The organism is Streptomyces sp. NPDC029292, from assembly GCF_055569295.1.
Map to the genome: position 1 here is coordinate 411523 of NZ_JBVHXR010000003.1, position 21754 is coordinate 433276.

A 21754-nucleotide genomic window follows, 5' to 3' on the forward strand; every position below is an offset into this window, starting at 1 on the left:
GCAGTATCACCCTGTGGCCGATCTCATCACCGTTGAGAACCCCGACGACCCGCGTCTGCGCGACTACACGGGCCTGACCGACGTGGAGTTGCGCCGCAAGCGCGAACCCGCCGAGGGCCTGTTCATCGCCGAGGGCGAGAAGGTCATCAGACGGGCCAAGGACGCCGGGTACGAGATGCGCTCGATGCTGCTCTCCGCCAAGTGGGTCGACGTCATGCGCGACGTCATCGACGAACTCCCGGCCCCGGTGTACGCGGTCAGCCCGGACCTCGCCGAACAGGTCACCGGCTATCACGTGCACCGTGGCGCGCTCGCCTCCATGCAGCGCAAGCCGCTGCCCACGGCGGAGGAGCTGCTGCAGTCCGCGCGCCGGGTGGTCGTCATGGAGGCGGTCAACGACCACACCAACATCGGCGCGATCTTCCGCTCCGCCGCCGCCCTCGGCATGGACGCGGTCCTGCTCTCCCCGGACTGCGCGGACCCGCTCTACCGCCGGTCCGTAAAGGTCTCCATGGGGGCGGTCTTCTCGGTCCCGTACGCGCGTCTCGACTCCTGGCCCAAGAGCCTGGATTCGGTTCGCGACGCCGGCTTCAACCTGCTCGCCCTCACACCGGACGAGAAGGCGAAGTCTCTCGACGAGGCGGCCCCGCACCGCATGGACCGGGTCGCGCTGATGCTGGGCGCGGAGGGCGACGGCCTGTCCACGAAGGCCTTGATGGCGGCGGACGAATGGGTCCGCATTCCGATGGCCCACGGCGTCGACTCGCTCAACGTGGGCGCGGCGGCCGCGGTCGCGTTCTACGCGGTGGCGACGGGCCGCCCGCAGGCTTAGGCCTGTCCGGCGGAACATGTCCGGAGGCACGGCGCTGATCAGATGCCGTCGCTTTCCTCGGACCTGACCCGCCGGACGGGCCCCAGGGCCTGTCGTCATAGTTCCGCCTGCCTCGCGATGGCAGGCCCTCAAGCGGCCCGAGAGCCTGCCCGGTCCATCAGACGCCGGACAGCGGCCAACCGCGTCTAACCGTCCTTCCGGACGTCGCTCCGGTACTGCTCCGCCATCAACTCCCCGGTGGACAGCGGCTCGTACGACTGCTCCTGTCGTACGTCCTTCCGCACGCCCCCGTCGTCCAGCCCCCGCGCCGGCCCCTGACACCCCTGTGCCGCCGCGATGCCCAGCGCGACGAGCAGCGTCACCACGACGAACACGAAGAGCCGCTGGCGCAGCAGCCGCGGGTTGGCGGGCCGCCGACCGGTGCCGGTGGTCCGGGGCGCCGGACGTCCGGCGCCACTGCGGGGTGCGGGCCTGCTGCCGGAGCGGCCGGTGTTCCGCGCGGGCGCCGGGCGCGCCCCCGACCGCGAGCCGCCGTTCGTCCCGCCCGTGCGCGGCGGGGGAGTGCCCTGTGGGCGGCGCTGGGTGCGCTGCTCGGCGTACTGCTCGGCGAGGCGTCCCGTCGGCCGGTCGGGATCGGTGCGCGGCGCGGGCGGACGTGCATCCGCCATGCCCTGTGCCTCGCGGGCCGCGATCTCCTTGAGTCGCAGGGACAGTTGGAGCGTGCTGGGCCGCTCTTCGGGGTCCTTCGCCAGACATGCCTTGACGAGCGGAGCCAGGGCGTCCGGAACGCCGTGCAGTTGGGGCTCCTCGTGCACCACCCTGTAGAGCATCACTTCGGAACTGCCGTGTCCGAAGGGGGAGTCCTGGGTCGCCGCGTACGCGAGGGTGGCCCCCAGCGCGAAGACATCCGTGGCCGGAGTGACGGCGGCACCGCGCACCTGCTCGGGGGCGAGGAACCCCGGCGACCCGACGGCCGTACCGACGTGGGTGAGCGTGCTCGCCCCCGTCGCCCAGGCGATGCCGAAGTCGATGATCCGCGGCCCCTTCGGGGACAGCAGGATGTTGGAGGGCTTGAGATCCCGGTGCACGACACCGGCTTCATGTACGGCGACGAGCCCCTCGGAGAGGGCCGCGCCGACGGCGGCCACATCGGCCGCCGACAGCGGCCCTTCCTCGGCGACCTTGTCGTGCAGGGAGGGACCGGGCACGTACTGCGTGGCGAACCACGGCCGGTCCGCCTCCAGATCGGCGGCGACCAGCCGGGCCGTGCACCCGCCCCTGATGCGTCGTGCCGCCGAGACCTCGCGTGCGAACCGCGACCGGAACTCCTGATCCTCCGCCAGATCCGGTCGGATCACCTTCAGCGCGACCCGCTGGCCGCGCCGGTCGGAACCCAGGTAGACAACGCCCATCCCGCCCGCGCCGAGCCGCCTGTGAAGCCTGAACGAGCCGACGACACGCGGGTCCTCGCGCCTCAGGCGCATCATCGCCATGTCCATCCCCGCTGCCCGGTCCGTTTGACGATCCATAGCTTACGTTTACGCGGCCGGGAGCGTGCAGAGGCCGCGCCCTCACGGTCCGATCGATTGTCAGTGCCGGGTGGGAAACTTGAAAGGTGGTCAGGGAACGTGCGAACAGGGCGGTTTTGGACCGCCCATGATCCCAACCATCCGTCGCAGAAGGGGGATTGGACCCGTGAAGGGTGATCGCGTGGAGATAGTCGTGGACGCCGGGGACACGACGCGTACGTACGAGGTGGTGGCGAGCAGGGCGGGCCGTCGGGTGGAGACGGCGGTGCGCCGCGGTGTGGTGGAAGTGAGCGAAGTCACCCGAAGCGGATCAGTGGTGCGCACCGCCCGCTTCATGGCGACTCGGGTGCTGGCGCTGGTCGAGCAGCCGGTCCCCAGGGAGGACAGCTCGGAACAGTCGGGGCACACCGGGCGCCCCCTCCGGGAAGACCCTGAGACCTAGGTCCTCATCTCCACCCAGGGGAGTACACCGCAGGTCATCGCTCATCCTCCGGGAGGCCCGGCAATCGGTACGAGGGCATGACGACCCACCTCCGCCGTGCGCCTAGATTTGAGGTCAAGCGGCGGGTGCAGCACTCGTCCCCCGAGGTCAGACACTCGCCGCTGCCAACCACAACAGAAGCTCGGTCAGGAGAGGGACCATGGCCCACACGGCACCGCGGACAGCGCTCCGCACGCAGGGACGGAAGGCGTACACCGCCACGTTCGGCACCCGCCGCCAGGGTCAGCGCCATCCACTGGTGGCGACAGCGATGGTCCTTCCCCTGGCGGCCCTGCTCGTAGTCGTCTTCGGCGGCTGGGAGTCAGTGGTCACACAAGCGTCGTCCGTGGGCGTGATGCTGGGGCGCTGAGCGGCGCCCCAGGCCCGGAAGAGCGGTCCGGGCGGGGACATCCGGCCATGAAACCCCGTGGGGACGGGGGTGCGGCGGACGGCACAAATGCCCGCGCAGCTGGGGAGCTGCGCGGGCATTGCTTTTCCCGTACGTCACCGGGGGCTGGGGTGGGACGAAACTCTGCGTACGCTCGCGGGGTACCGAACGCACCCCAGGGGGACCCGTGACCGCAGATGTGCTGCCCGCGCTGACCGCCGAGGCGCGCGGCGCGGCCCACCCGGCGGGTACCGCCTGCGCACACCCGGACACCGTGCTCGCCGACAGGCGGGACGGCACCGTCGTCCGTCACGCCGGCACCGTCGCCAAGGCCCACGCCCCCGGCACGGACCCCGTGGAACTCTCCCGCCGCCTGGCGGTCGCCGCGCACCCCGCCCTCGCGGGCGTCCTCCTCGCTCCGCTCCACTCCGACCCCGTCGACCTCCACGGCCGTCTGGTGACCTGCTGGCCGTACGGCAGCCCCGTCGACCCGGAAACCCCCGAGGCGGCCCCCTGGGAGGCGGCCGCCACCCTGCTGGCCCGCCTGCACCGGACGCCCGCGCCGGACGGCCTGCCGCCGATGCGGGGCCCCGTCAAGGCGGCCCGGGCGATCGCCCGGCTGCGGGCGGCCGGCCCGCACCCGGCCGCCGCCCCGGTCCTGCGCGCCTGGGCCGGCCTCCCGGCCTGGGCCCGAGCCGAAGCCCCCATGCCGGCGTCGACCACTCTGTGCCACGGCGACCTCCACCTCGGCCAGCTCGTACGCCACCCGGCGCGCACCGGCCCCTGGCTCCTCATCGACGTCGACGACCTGGGCGTCGGCGCGCCTGCCTGGGACTTGGCCCGCCCGGCCGCCTGGTACGCCTGCGGCCTGCTCCCGCCCGACGAGTGGCTCCGCTTCCTGACCGCCTACCAGCGCGCGGGCGGCCCTGCGGTCCCCGCCGACGGCGACCCGTGGCCCGCCCTGGACGTCGCCGCCCGCGCCCTCACCGTGCAGACCGCGGCCCTGGCGATCGCGAAGTCCGTCGCGGCGGACGACCCGTTGGACGAGGTGCAGCAGGCCGTGATCGACGCCTGTGACCGAATGGGCACCGTCCCGCCCGAGTTGGCGCACGGTTTCGCGACGTAGGGTGCAACCGACCGAAGCCGGGCGGAGTCTGTCCTGGCGGAAGCAGTACCGACCGGCGAGGAGTTGAGCCGAGCATGCAGTGTCCGAAGTGCCATGCGCCGATGCACACGTACAACCGCAATGGTGTCCAGATCGAGCAGTGCAGCGGCTGCCGCGGGATATTCCTCGACTACGGCGAGCTGGAGGCGCTGACCCGCCTGGAGGGCCAGTGGTCCCAGCCCGCGCCGCAGCCCCCGGCCGCTCCGCAGGCGTACCCGTCGGCTCCCGCGCCCGCCTGGGGCGCCCCGCAGCACGGCGGACACGGCGGTCACTACGGCGGCCATGGCGGCCACCACCGCCACAAGAGCTTCGGCCACATGCTCTTCTCGTCCTGAACGAGCGAAGGGGCTCCTCCCGAGTGGAGGAGCCCCTTCGTCGTATCCGCGCATACGACGACGCCGCCGTATGCGCGGATACGACAAAGCCCCCGACCGTACGAGACGGCCGGGGGCTTCGGCTGGTGCGCGATACTGGGATTGAACCAGTGACCTCTTCCGTGTCAGGGAAGCGCTCTCCCGCTGAGCTAATCGCGCAGGTCACGAGGCCGGAGCCACGCTTACTGCTGGTGCTGCGTGCGCGATACTGGGATTGAACCAGTGACCTCTTCCGTGTCAGGGAAGCGCTCTCCCGCTGAGCTAATCGCGCGGGTTCAGATCTTCGAGAAGATCCAGTGGACGATACTGGGATTGAACCAGTGACCTCTTCCGTGTCAGGGAAGCGCTCTCCCGCTGAGCTAATCGTCCTTGGAGGTGGAGACGGGATTTGAACCCGTGTAGACGGCTTTGCAGGCCGTTGCCTCGCCTCTCGGCCACTCCACCAGGAGTGTAGGGGTTCGGGAAGATCCCCCACTTCCTGCGAGCGGACGACCAGGTTCGAACTGGCGACCTCAACCTTGGCAAGGTTGCGCTCTACCAACTGAGCTACGTCCGCTTGTCGTTTCCGGCCCGCTTGCGCGTCCCGGCGACGTGTTGAACTCTAGCGGATTCCGGGGCCAGCACAAAAACGCGTTTGTGCAGCGTGCTGCGCTGCGTCCGCTCCAGGACAGGGTCAGGGCACCCGCAGGTCACCCGCCCTAGACTCGACTGCGTGTCCGACCTCCCTCCTCTCGCCCGCTTCGATGGCCTCGTCGCGACCGGTCTCCTCGATGTCACCAGCGACCCCGCGGCCCTGGACTCGACCGGTTTCTGGGCCGTCTCGGCCGACTTCGAGGGGCGTGTGACCTGCGCCCGCTTCCAGGACGTACGGGAGGAGCGGGTGCCCGCGCCGGTGCCGGGGCAGTGGCGGGGCCCCGCGACCGGTGACTGGAAGTCGTCCCTCGACCGCGCCGCGTACACCGCGGGCGTCCGCCGCATCCGCGAGCACATAGCCGCCGGCGAGGTCTACCAGGCGAACCTCTGCCGCGTGCTGTCGGCGCCGGTGGCCCCCGACGCCGACGTGGACGCGCTCACCGCCCTGCTCGCGCGCGGCAACCCGGCGCCGTACGCCGGAACGATCCGCCTGCCCGGCCAGGGCGTCGAAATAGCCACCGCCTCCCCCGAACTCTTCCTGCGCCGCGACGGCCGGAGCGTCGACTCGGGCCCGATCAAGGGCACCGGACGCACCGAGGCGGACCTCTTGGAGAAGGACTACGCCGAGAACGTGATGATCGTGGACCTCGTCCGCAACGACCTGGGACAGGTCTGTGCCACCGGCAGCGTGACCGTCCCCGACCTCTGTGTCGTCGAGAAGCACCCGGGCCTGGTCCATCTCGTCTCCACCGTCCACGGCGAGCTGCGCTCCGGTGCCGGCTGGCCCGAACTGCTCACCGCCGCCTTCCCGCCCGGCTCCGTCACCGGCGCCCCCAAGTCCAGCGCCCTGCGGATCATCGACGCCTTGGAGACCGTGCCCCGCGGCCCCTACTGCGGAGGCATCGGCTGGGTCGACGCCGACCGCGGCACCGGACAGCTCGCCGTCGGTATCCGCACCTTCTGGATCGACCGGGCGGAAGGTGTCCTGCGGTTCGGTACGGGCGCGGGCATCACCTGGGGCTCCGACCCCGAGGGGGAGTGGCGGGAGACCGAGCTGAAGGCCGCCCGGCTGCTCGCGGTAGCGTCAGGTGTGTACGAGGCAAGTGGAGGGACTCTCACGTGAAGATCTGGCTCGACGGCGGGCTGCAGGACATCGAGTCCGCCCGCGTCTCCGTCTTCGATCACGGACTGACCGTCGGCGACGGCATCTTCGAGACCGTGAAGGCGGTCGACGGGCGGCCGTTCGCGCTGACCCGGCATCTGGACCGGCTGGTCCGCTCGGCGAGCGGCCTCGGCCTGCCCGAGCCCGACCTCGACGAGGTCCGCCGCGCCTGCGCCACCGTCCTCGACGCCAACCCGATGCCGCTCGGCCGACTGCGGATCACCTACACCGGTGGTCATGGCCCGCTCGGCTCGGACCGGGGTGAGCACGGTCCGACCCTGGTCGTCGCCGTCGGCGAGTCCGCCCGGCGCCCCGACTCCACCGCCGCGGTCACGGTCCCGTGGACCCGCAACGAGCGCGGCGCTCTGACGGGCCTCAAGACCACCTCGTACGCCGAGAACGTCGTCGCCCTGGCCCGCGCGCGCGAACAGGGCGCCTCCGAAGCGCTGTTCGCCAACACGGTGGGCCAGTTGTGCGAGGGCACGGGGTCCAATGTCTTCGTCGTCCTCGACGGCGAGATCCACACCCCGCCGGTCGCCTCCGGCTGCCTCGCCGGCATCACGCGTGCGCTCACCGTCGAGTGGACCGGCGCGAAGGAGACCGACCTGCCGCTGGATGTCCTGGAGCGTGCCGAGGAGGTCTTCCTGACGTCCACGCTGCGGGACGTGCAGGCCGTGCACCGGGTCGACGCCCGTGAACTCCCGGGCGCGCCGGGCCCGGTGACCGCCAAGGCGATGCGGATCTTCGACGAGCGGGCCGGGGACGACCTCGATCCCTGAAGGCTGGACAAAATCAGCTGACCTCGGACTCCACAGCGGGTAAAACACCCCTGATGACCACCACCCTGCGGCCGACCGAGCCGCTTCAGCACGCCGCCGACGGGACGCGCTCGCGCCACTACCAAGTGTGTGTGAACAGCCGTCCCGTGGGGGCGATACGCCTCGCCACGCATCCCGTCTTCGGGCCCTCCGTCGCGCGGATCGCGGATCTCCGCATCGAGGAGCCGGACCGCGGTCGTGGCCGGGGCACGGTGGCCGCGCTCGCAGCCGAGGAAGTGGCGCGCGGCTGGGGCTGCAAGCGGATCGAGGCGTCGGTCCCCGCCGATGCCGAGGCCGCTGTCAGGCTGATCACCGCGCTCGGTTACGTGACACGCAACCGAAGCATGGAAAAGCCGCTCGGCGAGACGCCGCCCGCGCTGCCCGCCGGGAGCCTGGGCCGTTCCCTTACGGAGGCCGAGTACGAACGGTGGCTGGAGCTCAGCCACGAGGGGTATGCCCGCAGCTGGATCGAGCGCGGAGTGCCCGAGGCGGAGGCGTACGCCAAGTCGGAGCGGGACCATGCCGAGTTGCTGCCGGACGGTCCGGCCACCGAGGGGATGACGCTGCGCGTGCTGGAGCACGACGGGACCGTGGTCGGCTCCCTGTGGGTGGGGGAGCGGGCGGGGGCCGCCTTCGTGTACAACGTCGAGGCAGACGCCGGACACCGCGGCAAGGGCCACGGTCGTACGCTCATGCTGCTGGCCGAGGCCCAGGCGGTGGCCGCCGGGAAGGACCGCATCGCCCTGAACGTCTTCGCGGGGAACACCCCGGCCGAGCGGCTCTACGAGTCACTCGGCTACGGGACGACGATGCTCCACCTCTACAAGAACCTGCTGTAGGCGTTACGCCTCCTGCTCGGCCAGCAACCGGTCGGCGATCTCCTCGATCCGCTCGCGCAGGCCCTCCTGGCTCTTGCCGCCGTCGAGGCGTTCGCCGCCGATGACGTACGTCGGCGTGCCGGTCACGCCGATGGCCTTGCCCTCGGCCTGGTCGGCGTCGACGATCAGGATGTGCCGGCCGTCGATCAGGGCCGTGTCGAACTCCTCGGCGTCCAGGCCGAGTTCACCGGCGATCTCGACCAGGAGGGGTTCTCCCTTACGGTCCAGCTCCTCGACCCGGCCGAGCACCGCCTCGACGTACGGCCAGGCGCGGCCCTGCTCCGCGGCCTCCTCGGCGGCCTGCGCCGCGGCGAAGGCGTGCTTGTGCTTCTCCAGGGGGAAGTGCCGCAGCCGCAGCTCCAGACGGTCGCCGTAGCGGGCGCGCAGCGCGCGCAGGTCGGCGAGGGCGCTGCGGCAGTCGGGGCACTGGAGTTCGCACCAGACGTCCAGGACGGCGGCGGCCGGGCGCGCGGAGGAGAAGTCGTTCATGGAGCCCAGTCTCCCAGCCCCGGCGCGGGCGACCCAACCGGGACCGAGGACGCCGCCTCTGCACGCGGGCCGAAGCCGCAGTCTCCGCACACGGGCCGAAGACGGCGTCTGTGCACGCGGGCCGAAGACATCGCGTCTGCACGCGGACCGGGACCTGGGAAGGACCCCGACCCGGAGATGTCCCTGAGGTCCGCCCGGAGCATGGCATACCGGGCGTCGGGCGGTGCAGGATGGAAGGGACGAACCGACCCTGCCCGACCGAGCTCTGCCTGGAGGACCGGATGATTGCCGAGACTGTCTGTTCCGCCGTCTCCGCGGCCGGCCTGGGCATCGCCGCGGTCACGGCCTACCGCAAGCGCTTCCTCGCGGCCACCCGCATCGCCGCCTACTCGCTCGTGCCGGTCGGCCTGGTGATGACCGGCGTGGTCGGCTGGATCGCCGACACCGCGTTCAGCCCTACCGCGTGGGCGGGCTTCATCGTGCTCGGCGGCTCCTGGCTGCTGTTCATGACCACGCGGGTCGTGGAGCGGCGCGGCGGCGGGACGCGGAAGGAACGCAAGGCGGCGAGGGCTGCCGCCGAGCGCGAGGCGGTGGCCCCCGCGGCCTCGGCGCCCTCGCTCGGCCAGGGCTCCCGCCCGGCCGCCCGGCCCGCGGCCACGCCCCGCGCCACCGGCTCCGGGGAGGACTTCAGCGACATCGAAGCCATCCTGAAGAAGCACGGCATATGACCGACTGAAACGACACAAGGCTTCAGCGGGGTTTCACGGAGCGTGCGGAAGCGTTCACATTCGAGCGCGTCCGTCACATGATCCGGCGAACTCCCGCATTTTCCGGGCGTGTTGATCGCGCCGAGGGCGTCGGCTGCGCCATCATCACCGCGAGATGCTGGACACAACACAGAGCGACACCGCCGCCCCGCCCGAGGAGCGGCGTGGTTGTCTCTTCGCGCTCTCCCAGCCGCCGCTGATGATCTTCCTTGCGGTGATCGGCTGTTTGCTGCTCATGGCTTCGCTGCACGACCTGCTGCTGCTCTGAGCCGTACACGGAGCCCCTGGCGTCACCCGCCGAGGGCTCCGTCAGTCCGCCACCTCCATGCCTCGCGCCGGAGGTCGTACGTCCGTCAGCCCGCCGCTTCCTTCCGCCGTGCCCGGTACGCGGCCACGTGGAGGCGGTTCCCGCAGGTGCGGCTGTCGCAGTAGCGGCGGGAGCGGTTGCGGGAGAGGTCGACGAAGGCGCGCCGGCAGTCCGGGGCCTCGCAGCGGCGCAGCCGCTCCTGCTCCCCGGCGACCACGAAGAAGGCCAGCGCCATCCCGCAGTCGGCCGCGAGGTGGTCGGCGACGGAGGCGCCCGGCGCGAAGTAGTGCACATGCCAGTCGTAGCCGTCGTGGTCGGTGAGCCGGGGCGTGGTGCCCGCCGCGGCGACCAGCTCGTTGATGAGTCCGGCGGCGATCCGCGGGTCCTCGGCGGCGAAGATCCCGGCGAACCGGCCGCGCACCTTGCGTACGGCCGCGAGATCGTGCTCCGAGAGCACACCGACATCGCTGATCTCGTGCTTTCGTACGAAATCGGCGAGGGACGGGACATCCGCGAGTCCGTCCGTCGTGTGATCCTCCGGTGCGGTGTTCACCAGATCCACCACGGTGTCGAGGGCACACCGGGTGTCGTGGGTGATCAGCACGTTTCGCTCTCCCTGGCCTGGGGGGTCGGGGGGGCCCCCCCCCGATGCTGGCCGATGGTAGTGGCTTCCCGGTGCGGGCGGAGCGGGCGCGGGGCACGCACCGGCGCCGCCGCCGCGGAGGTCCGCGGCGCCGGCGCCGGTGTTTGTGCCCTTGCGGTTGTGCCCTATGCGGTTGTCTAGGCCCGAGCCGTCTCCCCGAGTGGACGGCGCCGGGCGGCTCTGTGGTGTCTCGCTAACTCTCGGCCAGGATGTGTGAGAGCTCCGTGTCGAGATCGAAGTGCCGGTGTTCCGTGCCGGGGGGCACGGCGGCGTCCGTTCGCTTCAGGAATGACTCCAGGGCCCGCGCAGGGGCCTCGAGCAGGGCCTCGCCCTCCGGGGAGCTCAGGGCGATGCATACGACGCCCTGGCCATGGCTACGGGACGGCCAGACTCGGACGTCGCCGGTACCGGTGGGCCGGTGCAGGCCCTCGGCGAGGAGGTCGCGGGCGAACACCCACTCGACGGTTTCCTCGGCTCCGGTGTGGAAGGTGGCGTGCACGGCGTAGGGATCGGCCGTGTCATACCGCAGTCCTGCGGGAACAGGCAGTGAGGACTCGCTCGACACAACGAGGCGCAGGTGCAGCTCGCAGCTGACCGTGGTGTTCATAAGCGCCAGGGCCTTTCGCTCAGTGTGCGCTCGGGGATTCGCACGTCGGCGAAATCGACATGCCACCTACGGTGCCGTTGTAAACCCCTCTGAGTGTTTTGCGTGCCTTTACGTAACTCTTCCGGCCGAGGGTGCGTTCGCCGGATAGGGCCATTCCGGTGACCGGTTTCTCTCGGGTAGGGTCTGGCCGTATGAATACGGGGAGTGACGAGCCGGGCGAGGTCGCCACGGCTGACGGCGGGACGAAGGACGAGCGGGCGCTCGGGTCGCGGGCGCCGGAATTCATCAAGGCGCGTCGCGCGCTGCACCTGAGCTGGCAGGTGGGCGTTTTCGTCGTGGGGCTCGCGGTGGTCGTCGCGGGCGTGATCATGCTTCCGCTGCCGGGGCCCGGCTGGCTGGTGATCTTCGGCGGTATGGCGATCTGGGCGACCGAGTTCGTCTGGGCACAGCTGGTGCTCCGCTGGACGAAGCGCAAGGTGACGGAGGCGACCCAGCGGGCGCTCGACCCCGAGGTGCGGCGCCGCAACATCATCCTGACGACCGTCGGCCTCGTGATCATCGCCGCCCTTGTCGCCGTCTACGTCTGGAAGTTCGGCCTCGAGATGCCCTGGAACATCAAGGAGTGACGGGGTCCTCGGGTACCGCTCCGAGGGTCTCTCCGCTGGTCGAAGCCACCCCCTGACATGGGGTAATGTTCTCCCTGCGCCCGGGCGATTAGCTCAGCGGGAGAGCGCTTCGTTCACACCGAAGAGGTCACTGGTTCGATCCCAGTATCGCCCACACACACGATAGGCGACCCGGTCCACGGAAAGCGTGGACCGGGTCGCCTTCGTCGTTTTTCCGCGGCTGCGCCGCGGGTGGCGGGGGCTTCGCCGCCCGCGCCCCCAGGGGCGGGGTGTTGCTGGCCGGGGTCTGGGAGCTGGCCCAGCGAGGGTGCCGGCGGTCGCCTGGCCGGAGCGGGCGCGATGCCGCGTTGGGCCAGTTGGAGCACCGGAGTTGACGTCGGCCGGAGGGCGCGGACGGGCATACGTCGGTGGGGCGTCCCGGCCGACGGGACGGCGAAACGTCAACGGGCGGTTGATGGGGCGGCGAGGCCGACAGTCGGTTGCTGGGGCGTCGGAGCCGATGGCCTGTTGCTGTGTACCGGAGTCAACGGTCGCTTGTCGGTGCAGGCAAGCCGACGGCCTGTTCCCGGGATGCCGAAGTCAACGGCCTGTTGGGCGCCGAAGCCGACGGTCTGTTGCGGGCGGTGCCCAAGCCCGACGGCCTGTTGTGGGCGGTGTCCAAGGCGACGGCCTGTTACCGGGGCGCCGAAGTCGACGGTCCCCCCAATCGTTTTCAGCCCCGCCCCCAACTTGCCCAACCCGCCGCATCCCGTTCGATAGGTCGACCGCACGTGCCCGACCTGCGCAGTTGCCCCCGTCGGCGCGCCCCGACCCTCCGCCCTCGCCGCCGCGCAGGCAAGCCGCATCACATCAATTCCTGTCCGAATCATTGACGCGCCCGAAAGCCCTCCGTACCTTGTGCCAGCAAGCGCTTACTTGAAACGATTCATGCAGGCGGCGACGACGGCGCGAGGAGGCCCGACTGTGGGAACAAATGGGAGTGTTGAGAGGCGGACGGTCCTCAAGGCGGCCGGGGCGTCGCTGGCCACGCTGGGGCTGGCCGCAACGACGGGCTGCGGTGGGGACAGCGGCTCGGGGGACGGGACGGTGACGATCCGTTACGCCTGGTGGGGTGCCGACGAGCGGGCGAAGAGGATCAATCAGTCCATCAAGCTCTTCGAGAAGAAGTACCCGAAGATCAAGGTGAAGACGGACTTCCAGGATTATGTGGCCTTTTGGGAGAAGTTCCAGACCCAGGCCGCCGGTGGAAATCCGCCGGACGTATTCCAGAACGCCGTCGGATTTCTGCGGAAGTACGACAAGCGAGGCGTGCTGCTCGACCTCAAGTCCCAGATAGACGCCGGAAATCTGAGCCTGGAAAACTTCCGTTCCGGAGTCGAGAAGGTCGGACAGGTCGACGGAAAGCAGCTCGGCATTCCAGTCGGATCCAACACCATGTCACTTGTCATCGACGAGAAGGTGTTTGAGAAGGCGGGAATCAAGCCCAAGCAGGGCTGGACCTGGGACGAGTATTTCGCTGCCCTCAAGAAGATCCACGACACGCAGAAGATAGCGGGCGACACCGGCTACTTCAGCATCATGTACCTGTACGACCTCTACCTCCGGCAGAACGACAAGGCGTTCTTCACCAAGGACGGACTCGGCTTCGACGAGGCCGACCTGACGGAGTGGTGGACGGACGGCTACAACCGCGTCAAGGCCGGAATCATCACCGACCCCAAGCGGGTCGAGCAGGACAAGCCCAAGTCCTCCCTCTCGGCCGGGCATGCCGCCTCCGAGTTCACCTGGGACAACTTCACGGTCCGTTACACGGCGGAAGGCGACAGCAGCTACGGCCTGGCGCCGATCCCGACGACGGACGGCAAGCAGACCGGCCAGTACCTCGCCTCCCTGATGCTCAGCGCCTCCGCGCGCACCAAGCATCCCAAGGAAGTCGCCCAGTTCATCAACTTCATGGTCCACGACCCCGAGGTCGGCAAGATCATGGGCTACGACCGCGGCATCCTCGCGACCACCGAGCAGTTCGAGGCGTACAAGCCGACCGACGCCCCCAACAAGGCGATCGCGCAGTACGAGACGGATGTCGCCGCGACCGGTGTGCTCGGCACCATCACTCCGCACCCGGCCGGCGCCGACACCGTCGAGTCCGCCTTCTTGCGCATAGGCGGTGACATGTCGCAGGGCACGACCAAGGTCTCCGATGCGGTGAAGCAGTTCTTCTCCGAGGCGAAGACCGCCCTCGCCTCCTGATGGGAACCGCAGTGACGCTCGTCAAGGACTCCTCTCCGCCCGACGCCCCGGAGATGCGCTCCGTGGCCCCCGCCGCCGTAAAGCGGCGGGGGCGCCGGGAGAATCTCGCCGGCTATCTCTTCATGTCCCCGTGGATCGCCGGCTTCCTGCTGCTGACCGCGGGCCCGATGGTCGCCTCGCTCTACTTCGCGTTCACCGACTACAACCTGTTCAATTCACCGAAGTGGATCGGCTTCGACAACTTCACCAAGATGTTCGACGATCCACGGTGGCAGAAGTCGGTCGAGGTGACGGCCAAGTACGTCATCATCGGCACGCCGCTCAAGCTGCTGCTCGCGCTCGGGGTCGCCCTGCTGCTCGCGCAGAGCCGTCGCGGCCAGGCCTTCTACCGAGCCGCGTTCTACGCTCCGTCGCTGATCGGCGCGAGCGTCTCCGTCGGCTTCGTCTGGCGCGCGCTCTTCTCCGACGACGCCATCGTGGACCGTACGCAGTCGTTCTTCGGCTTCCACACGGGCGGCTGGGTCGGTGACCCGAACTGGGTGCTCTACAGCCTGGTCGCGCTTACCGTCTGGCAGTTCGGCGCGCCCATGGTGATCTTCCTCGCCGGGCTCAAGCAGGTGCCGAAGGAGCTGTACGAGGCAGCCGAGGTGGACGGCGCGGGACCCTTCCGGCGGTTCTGGAACATCACCCTGCCGATGATCTCGCCGGTGCTGTTCTTCAACGTGCTCCTGGAGACCATCCACTCGTTCCAGATCTTCGGCTCGGCGTACGTGGTCTCCAACGCCACCTGCGGACCGGCCGACGCCACGCTCGTCTACACCTGCTACCTGTACCAGAAGGGCTTCAAGGAGTCCCAGATGGGCTTCGCCTCCGCCATGGCCTGGATGCTGCTGCTCGCCGTCGCGCTGGTGACGGCCGTCCTCTTCTGGTCGCAGAAGCGGTGGGTGCACTACGAGGAGGACGCCCGATGAGCAGCGCCACGACCAAATCCCTGGCCCTCGGCCGCAAGCGCTCCGGATCACTCGCCTGGCACATCGGGGCCCTGGCCGTCCTCGCGGTCGTCCTCTACCCCGTCATCTGGGTCCTCGGCGCCTCGTTCAAGCCCAGCCGGGACATCATCGGCAGCCTGGACCTGTTCCCGACCAGCCCCATCCTCGGCAATTTCAAGGGGCTGGCCGACGGCATCGCGGACATCTCGATCGCCACGTTCTTCCAGAACTCCCTCTTCTACGCGCTCGGCTCCGTCGTCGGCATCCTCATCTCCTGCTCGCTGACGGCGTACGCCTTCGCCAAGATCCGGTTCGCCGGGCGGAACCTGCTGTTCTCGCTGATGATCGGCACGCTCCTGCTGCCGTACCACGTGCTGCTCATTCCGCAGTACGTGATGTTCCAGAAGATGGAGCTGGTCAACACCTACGTACCGCTGCTGATCGGCAAGTACCTGGCCACCGAGGCGTTCTTCGTCTTCCTCATGGTGCAGTTCATGCGGAACCTGCCCCGCGAGCTGGACGAGGCGGCCCGGCTCGACGGGTGCGGACACCTGCGGATCTACTGGTCGATCGTGCTGCCGCTGTGCCGGCCCGCGCTCATCACCAGTGCGATCTTCACGTTCATCAACGCCTGGAACGACTTCATGGGCCCGCTGATCTATCTCAACGAGCCCAGCAAGTACACGGTCTCGCTGGGCATGATGATGTTCCGCGACCAAGAGGGAGTCGCCAACTACGGCGGCATGATCGCGATGTCGCTGGTCGCGCTGCTGCCCGTGCTGCTGTTCTTCCTCGCCTTCCAGCGGTACCTGATCGACGGTATGGCGACCTCCGGATTGAAGGGCTGAGATGGCCACCAGTCAGCCGCGGGCTCACACGAGAGCGAAGGCGCGCAGGGCACCCCGCGAATCCGTCTTCGCCGAGCGGTTCGCCGTGTTCGCCGAGTGTCTGCTCACCGGAGTGTGGATCGCGGTGGCCTCGCTGCCCGTGGTCACCTATCCCGCCGCGTTCGCCGCCGGCGCGCGCCATCTGCGGCGGCGTACGTCCCATGAGGCGGGCGGCTGGCGGGAGTTCGTCGCCGACTTCCGGGCGGCCGCCCGGGGCGGCTGGATCGCCGGGGTCGCCGGATGGGCCGCGGCGGTCGCGGTCTGGGTGGACGTCCAGGCCGTGCGCGCCGGACTCCCCGGCGGCCCGCTCGTCGGCGCCGTCGGTCTCTTCGCCCTGATCGGCCTCGCCGTCGCCGGACTGCGCGCGGCGGCGGCCTGGGAGCCCGGGGCGTCCTGGCGCGAACTGCTCGCGGCGGCCGGGCGCCGCACCGTACTCGACCCGGCCGGGTCCTTCCTGCTCATCGGCGGACTGGCCGTGGTGGCCTCCTCCGCCTTGTTCATCGCGCCGCTGGCGGTCCCCGTCCTGGGGGCCGTCGCGGCGGCGGCCGTCGCCGTGGAGGAGCGGTACCGGCGCCGCTGACCGGCCACCGCCACGCACAGGTCGGCGCCCCGGGCGCCGCACCTCTCTCTGTCATGCCCCTGACTTCCCCGCACGGAAAGGAAAGGCCATGTCTCCCATCCCCCGCAGGTCCCTTCTCAAGGCGGCCGCCGTCGCCGGAGCCGCCGCACAGTTCAGTTGGGCGCTGGGAAGCACGAACGCCCAGGCCGCACCGAGAGCCGAAGCCGCCGACGCCGACCCCGTGACCCTCGACTGGCTGGAGGACGGCGGCCTCGGCGCCGCCCCCGGCTCCACCGTCGGTGTGCCCTGGCCGAAGGGCGCCTACCAGGAGGACCAGACCTTCGCGATCACGGACGCGGACGGCAAGGCCGTGCCCGTGCAGTCCTGGCCGACCGCGTACTGGCCGGACGGCTCTCTGAAGTGGACCGCGCACGCGGTCAGTTCAGGTTCCGGCAAGTTCACCCTCGCCGCCGGGGAACCCGCCGCCCCCGAAAAGAAGGTCACCGTCGACAAGAGCGGCGCCACCATCGACATATCGACCGGCGTCATCACCGCGAAGATCGGCAAGAGCGGCTCCACCCTGGTGAAGTCGGTCACGCGGGGCTCCACCGAGATCGCCAAGAACGGGCGGCTCGTGCTCATCCGCCAGCCCGAGATCGAGGACGAGGACCAGGGCGCGGAGAAGTTCGAACGCTTCGAGAGCGCGATTTCCGCGGTGGAGGTCGAGCAGGCGGGCCCGGTGCGTGCCGTCGTCCGCATCGACGGCAAGCACCGCAAGGGCGACCGCAGTTGGCTGCCCTTCTCGGTCCGGCTGTACTTCTACGCGGGCGCCGAGTCGTTCCGCATGGTGCACACGATCACGTTCGACGGGAAGCAGGAGCCCGGCAAGGCGAGCGGCGACTTCATCCGCGGCCTAGGTGTCCGCTTCACCGTCCCGATGCGCGACGCGGCGTACGACCGGCACATCCGTATCGGCGGCGACGGGACCGGTCTGCTGCGCGAGGCCGTCAAGGGCATCACCGGGTTGCGCCGCGACCCGGGCGCGAGCGTGCAGGCGGCGCAGTTCGCGGGGGAGAAGCTGGCCGACCCGTCCACCTGGGACCAGCGGGTCACGACTCGGCTCCAGTACATCCCCGAGTGGGGCGACTACACCCTCTCGCAGCTCTCCGCCGACGGCTTCACGCTGAAGAAGCGGACGAAGAAGGGGTACGGCTGGATCGGCGCCGGCGGTGGCCGACGCGCGTCCGGCTTCGGTTACGTCGGCGGTCCCAGCGGTGGATTCTCCTTCGGGCTGCGGGACTTCTGGGAGAAGCACCCCGCCCAGCTCGACATCCGCGAGGCGCAGACCGACGAGGCCGAGGTCACCCTCTGGCTCTGGTCGCCCGAGGCCCAGCCCATGGACCTGCGCTTCTACCACGACGGCATGGGCCAGGACACCTACGCCGAACAGCTCGAAGGCCTCAACATCACCTACGAGGACTACGAACCGGAGTTCGGCACCCCGTACGGCATCGCCCGCACCTCCGAGCTCCTCTTCTGGGCCAACGAGTCGACGCCCACACCCGAGAAGCTCGCCGAACAGGTCGAAGCCGTAAGGGTGTTGCCGCAGCTCGCCGCGGAGCCCAAGCACCTCATCAAGGCCAAGGTCTTCGGCGGCCTCTTCTCCGAGCCCGACCGCTCCACCACCGCCAAGGCGAAGATCGAGGACCACCTCGACTTCCTCTTCACCTATTACAAGGATCAGGTGGAGATGCGTCGTTGGTACGGCTTCTGGGACTACGGCGACTTCATGCACTCGTACGACACCGTGCGCCACCAATGGCGGTACGACGTGGGCGGCTACGCCTGGGACAACTCCGAGCTGTCACCCGACATCTGGCTCTGGATGGCCTATCTCCGCTCGGGCCGCTCGGACATCTTCCGTTTCGCCGAGTCGCTCACCCGGCACACCGGCGAGGTCGACGTCTACCACCTCGGCCAGTGGGCGGGCCTCGGCACCCGTCACGGCGTCCAGCACTTCGCCGACAGCGCCAAGCAGCAGCGCATCGCCAACACCACGTACCGGCGCTACTACTACTTCCTCACCGCGGACGAGCGCGTCGGCGACCTCATGCACGCCAACGTCGACTCCGACGAGACCTTCCTCGTCCTCGACCCGATCCGCAAGATCCGCACCGAGCCGTACACCCCCGACCGGCACGCCCTGTCGGTCGGCTTCGGCACGGACTGGAGCGGGCTGGTCTCCGCCTGGCTCACGGAGTGGGAGCGCAAGGGGCCCAAGTGGGAGAAGGCCAAGGCGCGTGTCCTTTCGACGATGGAGACAATCGCTGCCCAGCCCAACGGATTCGTGCAGGGCAGCGGCCTGTACGACCTCGACACGGGCAAGTTCGCCATCGCGGCCGAGCCCGTCGTCTCCGTCTCGCACCTGTCCGCGGTCTTCGGTCTGAACGAGCTGTGCGCCGAGCTGATCGACCTCGTCGACGTGCCGAAGTTCAAGGAGGTCTACCTCGACTACTGCCGCTACTTCAACGCCAGCAAGACCGAACAGGCGGCCCGCTACGGCACCAACTTCGGTTCCCTGCTGCTCTTCCAGGGCCACTCGCGTCTCGACGCGTACGCCGCCGTGCAGACCGGCGACGCGACGCTCGCCAAGCGCGCGTGGACGAAGTTCTACAGCTCCGACGGCTACATGGAGTCCTCGCCCTGGAAGACCGAGCCGCTGAGCGGCCCGGTCACGCTGGTCCCGGGCAGTGAGGCCAACTGGGTGAGCTCGAACGACACGGCCCTGTACGGCCTCGCCGCCATCGAGAACCTGGCCCTCCTCGGCGACAAGATGCCGTAACGCGCTAGCGCATTCTCCCCAGCACCTCCCGCACTCGCCGTGCGTCGCGAATCCGCTGCTCGTACGTGGCACCCAGCGCGAGCAGCAGCAGACCGGCGAGTGCGGGAGGCACCCAACGGGGGAGCGCGTCGACCACCTGCACGAGGTACGGGGCGAGTTCGTGCAGCGCGTCCAGCGCGAGCACCGTGCCGCCCACCACGAGCGGCGCCTGGAGACGGTGCCGGGCGCCCACGAGGGTGACCAGGAGCGCCGCCGCGCCGAGCAGCAGCGGGCGGAGCCAGTGGGTGTCGCCCCACGCCGCGAAGAGGCTCGGCACGAGCGTGACGGCCAGCCCCGGACCGTACGCCGCCCACGACGAGACCGCCGTGTCCTTGCGGCGCCTGACCGCCCCCACGAGCAGCGCCGGGACGGTCACCGGAAGCGTGTACGCCTCCGGGGAGCCGATGCCCCAGGACGCCAGGCGGACCCAGGTGGCCAGCACGAACAGGGCGGCGGCCGCGTATCCGACGGGGCGCCGGTCCTCCCGTATCGCCGTGCCCGCGGTGATCACTCCGCAGAGCGACAGGATCAGGGCCAGCATCGGCGGATCGGTGACCGTGAGCCCGATGGCCAGCAGACCCGCGGCAGCTCCGGTCACCTCCACCGGCACGGTCATGGACGAGCCGCCCAGGTGCGCCGCGAGGAGGGCCGCGCCGACCGGCACCACGAGGACGAGCAGCGCGGTCTGTTGCGGCTGCCAGCCGAGGGACGCTCCCGCGGCGCAGGTCAGGGCGGTGGCGTATGCGAGGGAGGCGGGCGCCGCGACCGGTCCGAGGCCCCGTCGCCAGGCGGCGGCCGCGAACAGCACGGTCAACGAGGCGAGGACGGTGAGGGTGGCGCCCTCGGAGGCCAGTGAGAGGAACGCGAGGCTGAGGGAGGTGAGGAGGGCCAACAGAAGCGGGGGCGTCTGTGGCTGTGTCGGGCGGGCGTACGCCAGGGCCGCCGCCGTCGTGAGCCCCTGCGCCGACAGCCCCACCGTGTAGGGGAGTTCGAGAGCCGTAGGGAGGACGAGCACCGTCGCCCAGCTCAGCGTCAGCGCGCACGTCAGGGCCTGCTGACGCCAGTCCGAGCCGCGGACCGCCACCACCAGGACTCCGGCGACGAGCGCGAGGACGAGAGGCGCCGTGGCCGCGTGCGCAGGCCAGGGGACGTCGAGAGTCACCGCGTCGCGGGCGGTCGCCGGGGAACCGGACCATGCCCTCTCCGCCCATCCGACAGGGCCCAGCAGAGTGATGCCGACAAGAGGCAGCGCCCACACCACCGCGACCGCCTGCACGCAGCCGGAGGCCCAGGCGAGCCCGCGCCGCAGCGGCTCCGGGAAGCCGGTGCGCACGACGGCCAACAGGGCGACGCCGCACGCCAGGTAGCCCGGGACCGTCCAGTCGTCGGGCAGCGACGAGCGCAGGACGCCGCCGAGGGCGGCGACGGTGATCAGACCGCCCGCCAGCGCGATGCCGGTCGCGACGTTCGGCTTGGGGGCGTGCCATGCCGCCGCGAAGGCGATCGCCGCGGCAAGGAGGAGGAGCGCCGCCGCACGGGCGGCGGCGCTCGGGCCGGAGGCCGTCCAGGACAGCCAGCCGGCGGCAATGGTGCCCCAGCCGCCGAGGCCGTACGCGGCGATCGAGGCGACGACGCGTACGGACTTCACGGGGACCCGGAGCGCTACGGCCGTGTCGAACGCGGCCGTCACCAGCAGCGCGGCTGTGCTGGCGTGCGCACCCGCGTCGGCCGCGGCCGCCCAGAGGAGCAGAGGGAGCTGGGCCGCGATCACGGCGGCGGGGAGCGGGAGCCGCAGCGGGAGATGCGGTCCGGTGGTGGCCGCGTGCTGTCCCTCGGCGGAGCCGGTCGTGCCCGTCCGCGATCCGTCCGGGCGGTGCAGGGCGCCGACCCCGAGGCCGTACACCGTCCACACCGAGGCCAGCGCCGCCGAGGCGAGCGCCGCGTAACCGGTGCCGTCGGCGTCCGGGACGGCGACCTCGTACAACGCGTACACGTCCAGAACCGTCAGCGCGAGGCCGAGTCCCGCCAGCGACTCGGCGGTCGAGCGCAGCCCGCGCCCCAGGAGGAACACCGGCGCGCCGAGCGCGGCCAGCGTCACCGCGCCGAGCACCAGCGCCCGCCCGGCGATCCCCAGGTGCCCCCAGCTGACGACCGTGAACGCGATGGCAGCCACGGTCAGCAGGATGCCGCCGAGCAGCAGGAGCACGTTCTGGACGCCGGGTGCCGTGGTCTCGGGCCGGCGCGCAGGGGCCGTCTGGGGCGCGTGCGGTGCGGGGGGCGGCTGGAGCGCGGTGAGCAGCCAGGCGCGGCGCGTCAGCAACAGGGCCCGGCGCGCGTCGAGTTGCCGCAGCTCGGTGTCGAGGAGCCGCAACTCCTCGGCCGGGGGCGGGATGTGCGTCATGCTCCGGAGTGTGGTCCCGGTCACGTTCGGCGGCATGAGTGCGCGTACTCAGGCCGTACTCAGATCCGCGGATGGGCACACTCGGTAC

21 protein-coding genes and 6 tRNA genes are annotated in these 21754 nt (G+C 70.4%); 17 read left to right on the plus strand and 10 right to left on the minus strand.

Features of this window, described 5'->3' with window-relative positions; genetic code table 11:
* Positions 1–13: 13 nt before the first annotated feature.
* Positions 14–832: a TrmH family RNA methyltransferase gene (locus ACZ4WS_RS10095; RefSeq protein ID WP_467978937.1), complete on the plus strand. Its 819-nt coding sequence runs from the start codon at positions 14–16 to the stop codon at positions 830–832.
* Between the two features lie 185 nt (positions 833–1017).
* Here ACZ4WS_RS10095 and ACZ4WS_RS10100 read toward each other — a convergent pair whose 3' ends face one another.
* Positions 1018–2331 carry a serine/threonine-protein kinase gene (locus ACZ4WS_RS10100; RefSeq protein WP_467979268.1) on the minus strand — a complete coding sequence of 438 codons (1314 nt, stop codon included), beginning with the start codon at positions 2329–2331 and terminating at the stop codon, positions 1018–1020.
* Between the two features lie 196 nt (positions 2332–2527).
* Between ACZ4WS_RS10100 and ACZ4WS_RS10105 the strand changes: the two genes are divergently transcribed.
* The 4 genes from ACZ4WS_RS10105 to ACZ4WS_RS10120 all read left to right on the plus strand — a co-directional run bounded on the left by ACZ4WS_RS10105 (position 2528) and on the right by ACZ4WS_RS10120 (position 4730).
* The gene (locus tag ACZ4WS_RS10105) at positions 2528–2803 is read left to right on the plus strand and encodes a hypothetical protein (protein WP_060902353.1); all 276 of its coding nucleotides are present in this window, start codon (positions 2528–2530) and stop codon (positions 2801–2803) included.
* A 199-nt stretch (positions 2804–3002) separates the two neighbouring features.
* On the plus strand, positions 3003–3212 hold the full coding sequence (locus tag ACZ4WS_RS10110; protein WP_467978939.1) for a hypothetical protein: 210 nt from the start codon (positions 3003–3005) through the stop codon (positions 3210–3212).
* Positions 3213–3417: 205 nt separating this feature from the next.
* Positions 3418–4356, plus strand: a complete 939-nt coding sequence (locus tag ACZ4WS_RS10115) for a phosphotransferase (RefSeq protein WP_467978940.1) — start codon at positions 3418–3420, stop codon at positions 4354–4356.
* 74 nt (positions 4357–4430) lie between these two features.
* Positions 4431–4730: a TFIIB-type zinc ribbon-containing protein gene (locus ACZ4WS_RS10120; RefSeq protein WP_467978941.1), complete on the plus strand. Its 300-nt coding sequence runs from the start codon at positions 4431–4433 to the stop codon at positions 4728–4730.
* A gap of 123 nt (positions 4731–4853) precedes the next feature.
* Here the strand turns inward: ACZ4WS_RS10120 and ACZ4WS_RS10125 are convergent.
* The 5 genes from ACZ4WS_RS10125 to ACZ4WS_RS10145 all read right to left on the minus strand — a co-directional run bounded on the left by ACZ4WS_RS10125 (position 4854) and on the right by ACZ4WS_RS10145 (position 5325).
* Positions 4854–4928: transfer RNA gene (locus tag ACZ4WS_RS10125), tRNA-Val, on the minus strand.
* A 40-nt stretch (positions 4929–4968) separates the two neighbouring features.
* A tRNA-Val gene (locus tag ACZ4WS_RS10130) sits at positions 4969–5040 on the minus strand.
* A gap of 26 nt (positions 5041–5066) precedes the next feature.
* Positions 5067–5138: transfer RNA gene (locus tag ACZ4WS_RS10135), tRNA-Val, on the minus strand.
* A gap of 1 nt (position 5139) precedes the next feature.
* Positions 5140–5213: transfer RNA gene (locus ACZ4WS_RS10140), tRNA-Cys, on the minus strand.
* Between the two features lie 39 nt (positions 5214–5252).
* Positions 5253–5325, minus strand: a tRNA-Gly gene (locus ACZ4WS_RS10145).
* A 156-nt stretch (positions 5326–5481) separates the two neighbouring features.
* On the opposite strand from ACZ4WS_RS10145, the gene ACZ4WS_RS10150 reads away from it, so the two are divergent.
* From ACZ4WS_RS10150 to ACZ4WS_RS10160, 3 genes are read left to right on the plus strand one after another with little or no spacing between them, the layout of a single operon-like run.
* The gene (locus tag ACZ4WS_RS10150) at positions 5482–6525 is read left to right on the plus strand and encodes a chorismate-binding protein (RefSeq protein ID WP_467978942.1); all 1044 of its coding nucleotides are present in this window, start codon (positions 5482–5484) and stop codon (positions 6523–6525) included.
* Complete coding sequence (locus ACZ4WS_RS10155; RefSeq protein WP_467978944.1) at positions 6522–7343, plus strand: aminotransferase class IV; 822 nt, start codon at positions 6522–6524, stop codon at positions 7341–7343. The genes ACZ4WS_RS10150 and ACZ4WS_RS10155 overlap by 4 nt, the downstream gene beginning before the upstream one ends.
* Positions 7344–7396: 53 nt before the next feature.
* Positions 7397–8221, plus strand: coding sequence for a GNAT family N-acetyltransferase (locus ACZ4WS_RS10160; protein ID WP_467978946.1), 825 nt, complete (start codon positions 7397–7399; stop codon positions 8219–8221).
* Between the two features lie 3 nt (positions 8222–8224).
* On the opposite strand, the gene ACZ4WS_RS10165 is transcribed toward ACZ4WS_RS10160, so the two are convergent.
* Complete coding sequence (locus tag ACZ4WS_RS10165) at positions 8225–8749, minus strand: DsbA family protein (protein ID WP_467978948.1); 525 nt, start codon at positions 8747–8749, stop codon at positions 8225–8227.
* Between the two features lie 281 nt (positions 8750–9030).
* Between ACZ4WS_RS10165 and ACZ4WS_RS10170 the strand changes: the two genes are divergently transcribed.
* Together ACZ4WS_RS10170 and ACZ4WS_RS10175 are read left to right on the plus strand one after the other, a co-directional pair.
* Positions 9031–9477, plus strand: coding sequence for a hypothetical protein (locus ACZ4WS_RS10170; protein WP_467978949.1), 447 nt, complete (start codon positions 9031–9033; stop codon positions 9475–9477).
* 154 nt (positions 9478–9631) lie between these two features.
* A complete protein-coding gene (locus ACZ4WS_RS10175; protein ID WP_010988207.1) occupies positions 9632–9784 on the plus strand; it encodes a hypothetical protein in 153 nt (50 codons plus the stop codon).
* A gap of 85 nt (positions 9785–9869) precedes the next feature.
* On the opposite strand, the gene ACZ4WS_RS10180 is transcribed toward ACZ4WS_RS10175, so the two are convergent.
* Together ACZ4WS_RS10180 and ACZ4WS_RS10185 are read right to left on the minus strand one after the other, a co-directional pair.
* Complete coding sequence (locus tag ACZ4WS_RS10180; protein WP_467978951.1) at positions 9870–10427, minus strand: CGNR zinc finger domain-containing protein; 558 nt, start codon at positions 10425–10427, stop codon at positions 9870–9872.
* 232 nt (positions 10428–10659) lie between these two features.
* The gene (locus ACZ4WS_RS10185; RefSeq protein WP_003959770.1) at positions 10660–11073 is read right to left on the minus strand and encodes an SsgA family sporulation/cell division regulator; all 414 of its coding nucleotides are present in this window, start codon (positions 11071–11073) and stop codon (positions 10660–10662) included.
* 191 nt (positions 11074–11264) lie between these two features.
* Here ACZ4WS_RS10185 and ACZ4WS_RS10190 point away from each other — a divergent pair, with 191 nt between their 5' ends.
* The 7 genes from ACZ4WS_RS10190 (at position 11265) to ACZ4WS_RS10220 (ending at position 19226) form a co-directional block, all read left to right on the plus strand.
* The gene (locus tag ACZ4WS_RS10190) at positions 11265–11699 is read left to right on the plus strand and encodes a TIGR02611 family protein (protein ID WP_467978952.1); all 435 of its coding nucleotides are present in this window, start codon (positions 11265–11267) and stop codon (positions 11697–11699) included.
* An 82-nt stretch (positions 11700–11781) separates the two neighbouring features.
* Positions 11782–11853, plus strand: a tRNA-Val gene (locus ACZ4WS_RS10195).
* Positions 11854–12662: 809 nt separating this feature from the next.
* Positions 12663–13949, plus strand: a complete 1287-nt coding sequence (locus ACZ4WS_RS10200; protein WP_467978954.1) for an ABC transporter substrate-binding protein — start codon at positions 12663–12665, stop codon at positions 13947–13949.
* The gene (locus ACZ4WS_RS10205; protein ID WP_467978956.1) at positions 13949–14920 is read left to right on the plus strand and encodes a carbohydrate ABC transporter permease; all 972 of its coding nucleotides are present in this window, start codon (positions 13949–13951) and stop codon (positions 14918–14920) included. The genes ACZ4WS_RS10200 and ACZ4WS_RS10205 overlap by 1 nt, the downstream gene beginning before the upstream one ends.
* Positions 14917–15786, plus strand: a complete 870-nt coding sequence (locus ACZ4WS_RS10210) for a carbohydrate ABC transporter permease (RefSeq protein ID WP_467978957.1) — start codon at positions 14917–14919, stop codon at positions 15784–15786. Before ACZ4WS_RS10205 ends, ACZ4WS_RS10210 begins: the two co-directional genes overlap by 4 nt.
* Before the next feature lies 1 nt (position 15787).
* A complete protein-coding gene (locus ACZ4WS_RS10215; RefSeq protein WP_467978959.1) occupies positions 15788–16405 on the plus strand; it encodes a hypothetical protein in 618 nt (205 codons plus the stop codon).
* An 88-nt stretch (positions 16406–16493) separates the two neighbouring features.
* Positions 16494–19226 (plus strand): exo-rhamnogalacturonan lyase family protein, encoded by a 2733-nt coding sequence (locus tag ACZ4WS_RS10220; RefSeq protein WP_467978960.1) that lies wholly within the window; start codon positions 16494–16496, stop codon positions 19224–19226.
* 4 nt (positions 19227–19230) lie between these two features.
* Here ACZ4WS_RS10220 and ACZ4WS_RS10225 read toward each other — a convergent pair whose 3' ends face one another.
* The gene (locus tag ACZ4WS_RS10225) at positions 19231–21666 is read right to left on the minus strand and encodes an SCO7613 C-terminal domain-containing membrane protein (RefSeq protein WP_467978962.1); all 2436 of its coding nucleotides are present in this window, start codon (positions 21664–21666) and stop codon (positions 19231–19233) included.
* Positions 21667–21754 lie beyond the last annotated feature (88 nt).

Coding starts and splice junctions, on each gene's coding strand:
- ACZ4WS_RS10100 (WP_467979268.1), bottom strand. CDS start 2,331: ATGGACATGGCGATGATGCGCCTGAGGCGCGAGGACCCGCGTGTCGTC.
- ACZ4WS_RS10110 (WP_467978939.1), top strand. CDS start 3,003: ATGGCCCACACGGCACCGCGGACAGCGCTCCGCACGCAGGGACGGAAG.
- ACZ4WS_RS10120 (WP_467978941.1), top strand. CDS start 4,431: ATGCAGTGTCCGAAGTGCCATGCGCCGATGCACACGTACAACCGCAAT.
- ACZ4WS_RS10160 (WP_467978946.1), top strand. CDS start 7,397: ATGACCACCACCCTGCGGCCGACCGAGCCGCTTCAGCACGCCGCCGAC.
- ACZ4WS_RS10165 (WP_467978948.1), bottom strand. CDS start 8,749: ATGAACGACTTCTCCTCCGCGCGCCCGGCCGCCGCCGTCCTGGACGTC.
- ACZ4WS_RS10170 (WP_467978949.1), top strand. CDS start 9,031: ATGATTGCCGAGACTGTCTGTTCCGCCGTCTCCGCGGCCGGCCTGGGC.
- ACZ4WS_RS10175 (WP_010988207.1), top strand. CDS start 9,632: ATGCTGGACACAACACAGAGCGACACCGCCGCCCCGCCCGAGGAGCGG.
- ACZ4WS_RS10185 (WP_003959770.1), bottom strand. CDS start 11,073: ATGAACACCACGGTCAGCTGCGAGCTGCACCTGCGCCTCGTTGTGTCG.
- ACZ4WS_RS10190 (WP_467978952.1), top strand. CDS start 11,265: ATGAATACGGGGAGTGACGAGCCGGGCGAGGTCGCCACGGCTGACGGC.
- ACZ4WS_RS10205 (WP_467978956.1), top strand. CDS start 13,949: ATGGGAACCGCAGTGACGCTCGTCAAGGACTCCTCTCCGCCCGACGCC.
- ACZ4WS_RS10210 (WP_467978957.1), top strand. CDS start 14,917: ATGAGCAGCGCCACGACCAAATCCCTGGCCCTCGGCCGCAAGCGCTCC.
- ACZ4WS_RS10215 (WP_467978959.1), top strand. CDS start 15,788: ATGGCCACCAGTCAGCCGCGGGCTCACACGAGAGCGAAGGCGCGCAGG.
- ACZ4WS_RS10220 (WP_467978960.1), top strand. CDS start 16,494: ATGTCTCCCATCCCCCGCAGGTCCCTTCTCAAGGCGGCCGCCGTCGCC.
- ACZ4WS_RS10225 (WP_467978962.1), bottom strand. CDS start 21,666: ATGACGCACATCCCGCCCCCGGCCGAGGAGTTGCGGCTCCTCGACACC.